Source organism: Pseudomonas sp. GM102, from assembly GCF_000282555.1.
GTDB lineage: Bacteria > Pseudomonadota > Gammaproteobacteria > Pseudomonadales > Pseudomonadaceae > Aquipseudomonas.
In genome coordinates this window covers 1-837 of record NZ_AKJB01000039.1, presented here as the reverse complement: position 1 = coordinate 837, position 837 = coordinate 1, and the positions used below count along the sequence as shown (strand labels likewise).

General features: G+C 62.8%; 1 protein-coding gene. It reads right to left on the bottom strand.

All coding sequences use genetic code 11. The annotated features are described in order from the left end of the window. On the bottom strand, positions 1 to 837 hold an 837-nt coding region (locus tag PMI18_RS22520), incomplete at both ends, for a PfkB family carbohydrate kinase (RefSeq protein WP_033036038.1).

Sequence of the window (837 nt, the reverse complement as noted above, 5' to 3'; positions counted from 1 at the left end):
TGCTCAGGTCGCGACCGCCCTTATGGGCCAGCTCCACCAGTTGCCCGCGATGATCGAAAGCGAAGATGAACAGTTGCCTCCACTGTTTGCGCGGCACGCTGACCTGATGCAGCCGCTGCAACACGGCGTCCTGATCCGGCCGGGTGATTGGCACCGGGCTGCTGAATAGATAGTCGAGTTCGGCACGGGTCGGCATCGCCGGGGCGCAGGCATGGCGCGACACCACCAGACCGCCGCAGGCATTGGCCAACTGGCAGCAACGCTCGTCGCTGGCATCCTCCAGCCAGCCGCTGAGGAAACCCGACATGAAGGCATCGCCGGCCCCCAGCACATTCAGCACTTCGACGCGCACGCCGGGATAGATCGCGCCGTCTTCCAGACGCGCCGGAATCGCCCCGTGAATCACCGTGCAGCCTTGCGGCCCGAGCTTGACCACCAACGTCGCCGCGCTCAGGCGCCGGACGTTTTGCAATGCAGTGAGCAAATCCTCGGAGCCCCCGGCGATCAAAAACTCTTCTTCAGTACCGACGATCAGGTCGAAGCGCGGGAGGATTTTCTGCACGTGCTGGCTGACGTTCTGATCAGCAACGAACCGGGTTTCGCCGTCTGCCTTGCCGACCAGGCCCCAGAGCACCGGGCGGTAGTCGATGTCCAGCACCCGTTTGACGTTGTGTTTCTCGGCATAGTCCAGGGCCTGGATGCTCGCCTTGTAGACGCCGTCGGTGGAGAAATGGGTGCCGGTGATCAGCAGGGCTTTGCTGGAAGCAATGAAGGCTTCGTTGATGTCTTCGGCGCGCAACGCCATGTCGGCGCAATTTTCGCGGTAGAACACCAGGG